Below are 6,151 nucleotides of genomic sequence, written 5' to 3' on the forward strand. Positions count from 1 at the left end.
ATATATAGAGAAATTATCTCTGGATAATTCTTTTATTAAAACTGTTTCCCTTTTTTTCCACCATTCAGCTATTTCTTTATAAGTTCCCCAGAATACTTTTCTTTGCCTGAGTTTTTTCAGAGTTTCATCAAATAAGATTGGAGCGTAATTGACATCGGCAAAATTCGAGATTGAAAAATCCAGAGTTAGAAGACCATTAACTGAATTCGTAGCTTTTATCAGATCATTCATCAGTTCGGTTGCTTTATCATAAGTGAGGATTTTCGTTTTTGATATTTTTAAAGCATTATCATAAAAAGTTAAAGGTATTTCCAGACAATTCTTCTTAAAATCCAATCCGATTTTTCCAATTTTATCTCTCTTTCTCTGTGAAAATATCCGATATGGGAAACCGATACCGTTTTTAAAACCGATATGATTTCTAAAAGACATAGATGAATCATAAAGATAATCATTTTTATTATGAAGCTCCGGAGTAACTTCAAAATCGTATTTGAATCTATTTTGCCTGACTCCGATATTTTTGTCATTAATTGCGTCTGATAAAATTTTTTTCTGATTGGAATGAGTATCACTACGATAAGATTTTGCAGATGCCAGAAGAGCAATTTCATTACCTCTATCTTTGATTTTTCTCATTTCCTCTGCAATATCCGGTTCATCTATTTTATAATCGACATCTTTTCTGGAATCAGATTCGACTCCCCAGAAATATGTGCTTTTTATCTTGTGTTTATTTTCGATTTCATGAATTTCTTCAAAATTCCAATATTCCTCGATATTTGTAATCAGGTATTTTATCTTACTGAAAGAACTTCTTAAATTGTATTGAACTTTATAAAACATTATTAATTCATTTAAAGAACTTGAAAATATTGTTGATGATTTCCATTTCTGCAGACTGTCTATTGGGTGTGATACAGCAACTGCGAAATTTTCAGATGAGGGCCAGAACTCCTTTTTTACCAGAAAATGAGTTTTTTTTTCTGTCACAGAATTTTGCAGGAATTTATCGATCAACCAGAGATAAGCATTAGTATAAGGAAAAAGGGAATATTCAAGAAGAAATGTGTTTGGATCAGATATCTTTCCGTAATTATCGTCAGTGAATGAAGAATGGGTATGGTAATTTATGAGATTAAGAAAAATATTTCCAAAAATATCAAATTGAAATTTACCATAATAAAGATCATCATTATGAGAATATAAGGCAGGAGCTTCTATCTTTTTTTTTGAAAAGCAGGGAAGAGGTCTTGGAAGATCGATCGTTTTCAGCATACTTTTCAATTGTTCTTTATCTGTACCGGTTGAAAATAAAATAATCTCAACCGGGATATAGAACATGATCTTATCATAAGCAAGAATATGAGCTTCTTTCTCATTAGGCTCGATCAATCCATAATAAAATAAGATGTCATTCTCATTTAACTGGTCTAATTTGGTTATACATTTAAATTCATAACCTAAAGTTTTGAATACAAAGTCAATTGTATAATATATTTCTTCGTAATATTTTTCGACATTATTATCGATATATACTGCAATCATCCAATTCCTCTTTTTTTTTGAGACCTTACGGATGGTCGAGGAACGAAACCTCCGTTATGGTCGCTTATCATCTTCAACCATTGCAGAGATTTTAACCATTCGCAAGGTTTTTGTAGTTCTTAAAATATTTTATTTGTTTTTGTCAATATGCATTTTTTGGGAACATTCTTAATAAAATTTTTCAATAAAGTTTTTAATAAAATCTTTGACATCGCAAACGCCCTGAACATTTTGCCTTCCAATTGCATCCGTAGCTCAGATGGTAGAGCAGCTGACTCTTAATCAGCGGGTCTAGGGTTCGAGTCCCTACGGATGTATTTTTTTTTAGATTCATTTTGTTGTATCGGAATTTGAAAGTTTAAGATTAAAGAGTTTATATTTTGTCACAAAAAGCAAATCACAAACAGCAAATCCCAAATACTATAAAATTACAAACAACAAATCCCAAAAAACAAATAAATTCCAAAAAACAATACCGAAATGACAAACCAGCTATGCCTTGAGTCGTTTTGAATTTGTAATTTTGATCAATGTTATTTATTTGAAATTTGTATTTTATATTTTGAGTTTTAATATCGATGCTTCGATTTGTTTTGGATTTGAAATTTTCTTCTTTGTTATTTATTTGAATTTTGTGTTTTGTATTTTGGTATTTCATCTCCCTTTCTCCTATCTCTAATATTTTTAATCAAAGCAGAGATTATTTTATTTTACAATTTTTCTTTTTATATTTGTCTTTTTATGATTTTTCATAAAAATCTAAAAATCTACATTTATTTTGATTGACAGATAACTTTGCTTTTTTGGTTTGAATTCCAAAAGTATAATTTAATGATATAAAAGGAGTTACTGATGAACAAAAAAAGAGTTTACCTTTTTGGGAATGGAAAAGCTGAGGGTAAAACCGAAATGAAAAACCTACTGGGAGGAAAAGGAGCGAACCTTGCTGAAATGAATTTGATCGGCATACCTGTACCTCCCGGATTTACGATCACTACAGATGTTTGTACTGAATATAATAAGATCGGAAAGGAAGAAATAATTACTTTATTAAAAAAAGAAGTTATTGCAGGAATAAAAAATATCGAAAATATTATGGGTACAACTTTTGGAGATAAAGATAATCCATGTCTGGTCTCAGTTCGTTCCGGTGCAAGAGTTTCCATGCCTGGTATGATGGATACTGTTCTCAATCTTGGTTTGAATGATGTTACAGTGAAAGGTTTAGCAGATAAAACAGGTAATGACCGTTTTGCCTGGGATTCTTATCGTCGCTTTGTCCAGATGTATGGGGATGTCGTCTTGGGAATGAAACCTTCATCAAAAGAAGAAATTGATCCTTTTGAAAAGATCATTGACGAGATCAAAGAAAAGAAACAGGTTATTGATGATACGGAATTATCTGCTGCTGATCTGCAAAACCTGGTGATGAAATTCAAAAATGCGATCAAAGAGTTTACCGGACATGATTTTCCGGAAGATCCATGGGAACAGCTTTGGGGAGCAATCTGTGCTGTTTTTGATAGCTGGAATACAGAACGGGCAATTTACTATCGAAAAATAAATGAAATTTCTGATGATTGGGGAACTGCTGTAAATGTGCAGGCAATGGTTTATGGAAATATGGGAAAAAATTCCGCAACCGGAGTTGCATTTACTCGCGATGCTGCTACAGGTGAGGATATTTTTAATGGAGAATATCTGATTGATGCTCAAGGAGAAGATGTTGTTGCCGGAATCAGAACTCCACAACAGATCACTCTGGAAGGTTCAAAAAGATGGGCTGAACTGCAATTAATTTCAGAAAATGAACGAGCAGAAAAATATCCTTCATTAGAAGAGACAATGCCGAAACTTTATAAGGAACTTTGCATAATCGAAACAAAACTGGAAAACCATTATCATGATATGCAGGATCTTGAGTTTACTATTCAAGATGGTAAATTATGGTTGCTCCAAACCAGGAATGGCAAACGGACAGGATCTGCCATGGTGAAGATGGCAATCGATATGCTTAATCAAGGTTTGATCGATGAAAAGACAGCCATTTTGAGAGTTGAGCCCAACAGGCTTGATGAACTACTACATCCCGTTTTCAATCAAGAAGCAGTTAAAAAGGCAAATGTTGTTGCCAAAGGTCTTCCCGCTTCTCCCGGAGCTGCTTCGGGGCAGATCGTTTTCTTTGCTGATGATGCTGAAAAATGGGCTAATGCAGAGAAAAAAGTTATCCTTGTCAGAATTGAAACATCTCCCGAAGATTTAAGAGGGATGAATGTTTCTCAAGGAATTTTAACTGCTCGAGGAGGAATGACATCTCATGCCGCAGTTGTCGCCCGAGGAATGGGAAAATGTTGTATATCGGGTGCAGGCTCGATTCAGATAGATTACAAGGCAAGAACTATAGTTTGTGATGATCATTTGTTTCATGAAGGTGACTGGATTTCTTTGAATGGTTCTTCCGGAGAAGTTTATGAAGGAAAAGTAGAGACCAGAACTCCTGATTTAAGTGGGGATTTCGGAAAATTAATGGATCTTTGTGATAAACATACAAGAATGGGAGTCAGGACTAATGCTGATACACCTCGCGATTCAAAGGTTGCCAGAGATTTCGGTGCTATCGGGATCGGACTTTGCCGAACCGAACACATGTTCTTTGAAGGTAACAGGATCAAAGCTGTTCGTGAAATGATCCTGGCTGAAGATGAAAAAGGTCGTCGTAAGGCATTAGATAAATTGCTGCCGATCCAACGAGAAGATTTTGAAGGGATTTTTACTGCAATGGAAAACCTTCCTGTAACTGTTCGCCTTTTGGATCCACCGCTTCATGAATTCGTTCCAAAAGATGATAAAGAGCAGAAAGAAATGGCTGCAGAGATGGGAATAAGTTTCAAAGAAGTAAAAGCAAGGGTAGAATCGTTATCCGAAATAAATCCGATGCTCGGTCATCGTGGCTGCAGACTGGGAAATACTTATCCGGAAATTACAGAGATGCAGACCAGAGCAATAATCGAAGCTGCTTTGAACCTGAAAGCAAAAGGTATCATTGCAAAACCGGAAATTATGATACCTTTGATCGGAACAGTTGAAGAATTTAAGATGCAGGATGAAATAGTCAGGAAAGTTGCTGAACAAGTTTTTTCTGAAAGAAACGATAAGATCAATTACCTTGTTGGAACTATGATCGAAATTCCGAGAGCAGCTCTTACTGCAGACAAAGTTGCTAAGCATGCAGAATTCTTTAGTTACGGAACAAATGATCTGACCCAGATGACTTACGGATACAGCCGCGACGATGCCGGGAAATTCCTGAAAATCTATATCGATAAAGGAATCCTGAAACATGATCCATTCCAGGTTCTTGACCAGGAAGGTGTAGGTCAGCTTGTTGAAATGGGAGTTATCAAAGGACGAGCAGCAAGACCGGGTCTAAAAATCGGTATTTGCGGTGAACATGGCGGAGAACCGAGTTCTGTTAATTTCTGCCATCGCATCGGAATGGATTATGTGAGTTGTTCACCGTATCGAATTCCCATTGCCCGTTTAGCTGCTGCTCAGGCTGCAATTAAGGAATAAAAGTATAAAGAAACCTTCAAGGTTTTTAAAACCTTGAAGGTTTTTATTCTTTCCAAAGCTTCCAACATAGAAATTGCTCGTTCCCAAACTCCTGTTTGGGAATGTTAAGGTAAAACTCTGTTTTGAATATGTATAAATCAGAAATGAAAAAGAGTTTCCATTACAAATGTTTTCTCCCGAAGTATCGGAAAGTTTGGGAACAAGCTAAGGACTTCCGAAGTTTTGAGAACTTCGGAAGTCATAATCTTAATAAATCTTTAATTTACCTCTTCTTTACCTAAGGCAATCCTGATAATGGAATGCAATTCCTGTTCTTCAAACGGTTTGACCAGGTAACCAAAAGGTTTGGTTTCTTTAGCTGCTAAAATCGTATTTTCATCAGCATACGCTGAAATATAGATCAAAGGTATGCTGTGTTTACCTAATATCTGTTTTGCTGTTTCAATCCCGTTCAGTTCGCCAGCCAGCATAATATCCATTAGGATCAGATCAGGAATAATTTCTGCGGTTTTTATAATTGCATCTTCTCCTGATGATGCAATTGCAGGAACATCATACCCGAAATTATTTAGAGTCATCTTCAGGTCTTGTGCTATAATTTTTTCATCTTCGACTATTAAAATTCCTGCCATGTCTTGATTACATGTCCTCATTAAACTTATCTAAGTTAATCATTCTTTCCTTTCTTGATGATCTGGATTTCTCCCTGATAAATGATTATTATGTAATCTTCGAATTCATAGATTTTCATTTTATTCCTTTTCGAGTATGTATAATACTCCATCAACAACTACATATACATATTCATCAGTAACTTCAAGAACTTCAAATTCTTCACCCTCAAGCTCTTCAATTGTAATGTACTCAATGTTATCATCAAGATTTGCGGCAACAAATTCCTTCACATCTTCCTTTACTGTTACTTCCAAATCTGCTAATGTTAGTGCATAACAAAATGAGTTAAATGAAACAAACATTAGCAATAAAACTGCTAAAAAAATCTTACGCATTTTTCCCCCTTCATATTAAT

General features: G+C 34.9%; 4 protein-coding genes and 1 tRNA gene. 2 read left to right on the forward strand and 3 right to left on the reverse strand.

Annotation, left to right across the window (positions count from 1 at the left end; translation table 11 throughout):
* Positions 1 to 1,548, reverse strand: a 1,548-nt coding sequence (locus tag ENL20_07965; protein HHE38495.1) for a hypothetical protein, incomplete at its 3' end; no start/stop codon positions are given.
* 244 nt (positions 1,549 to 1,792) lie between these two features.
* On the opposite strand from ENL20_07965, the gene ENL20_07970 reads away from it, so the two are divergent.
* Positions 1,793 to 1,865 (forward strand) — tRNA-Lys (locus ENL20_07970).
* Between the two features lie 535 nt (positions 1,866 to 2,400).
* Entirely contained in the window at positions 2,401 to 5,121 is a 2,721-nt protein-coding gene (locus ENL20_07975) for a pyruvate, phosphate dikinase (protein ID HHE38496.1), read from the forward strand.
* Between the two features lie 257 nt (positions 5,122 to 5,378).
* Here ENL20_07975 and ENL20_07980 read toward each other — a convergent pair whose 3' ends face one another.
* Both ENL20_07980 and ENL20_07985 read right to left on the reverse strand, forming a co-directional pair.
* Positions 5,379 to 5,753 carry a response regulator gene (locus ENL20_07980; protein HHE38497.1) on the reverse strand — a complete coding sequence of 125 codons (375 nt, stop codon included), beginning with the start codon at positions 5,751 to 5,753 and terminating at the stop codon, positions 5,379 to 5,381.
* Between the two features lie 120 nt (positions 5,754 to 5,873).
* On the reverse strand, positions 5,874 to 6,131 hold the full coding sequence (locus ENL20_07985; GenBank protein HHE38498.1) for a hypothetical protein: 258 nt from the start codon (positions 6,129 to 6,131) through the stop codon (positions 5,874 to 5,876).
* Positions 6,132 to 6,151: the final 20 nt, after the last annotated feature.

It is taken from the genome of Candidatus Cloacimonadota bacterium, assembly GCA_011372345.1.
Lineage (GTDB): Bacteria > Cloacimonadota > Cloacimonadia > Cloacimonadales > TCS61 > DRTC01.

What these genes read in the sequence shown, in the direction of transcription:
- ENL20_07975 (HHE38496.1), top strand. Translation starts at nt 2,401, where the DNA reads ATGAACAAAAAAAGAGTTTACCTTTTTGGGAATGGAAAAGCTGAGGGT.
- ENL20_07980 (HHE38497.1), bottom strand. Translation starts at nt 5,753, where the DNA reads ATGGCAGGAATTTTAATAGTCGAAGATGAAAAAATTATAGCACAAGAC.
- ENL20_07985 (HHE38498.1), bottom strand. Translation starts at nt 6,131, where the DNA reads ATGCGTAAGATTTTTTTAGCAGTTTTATTGCTAATGTTTGTTTCATTT.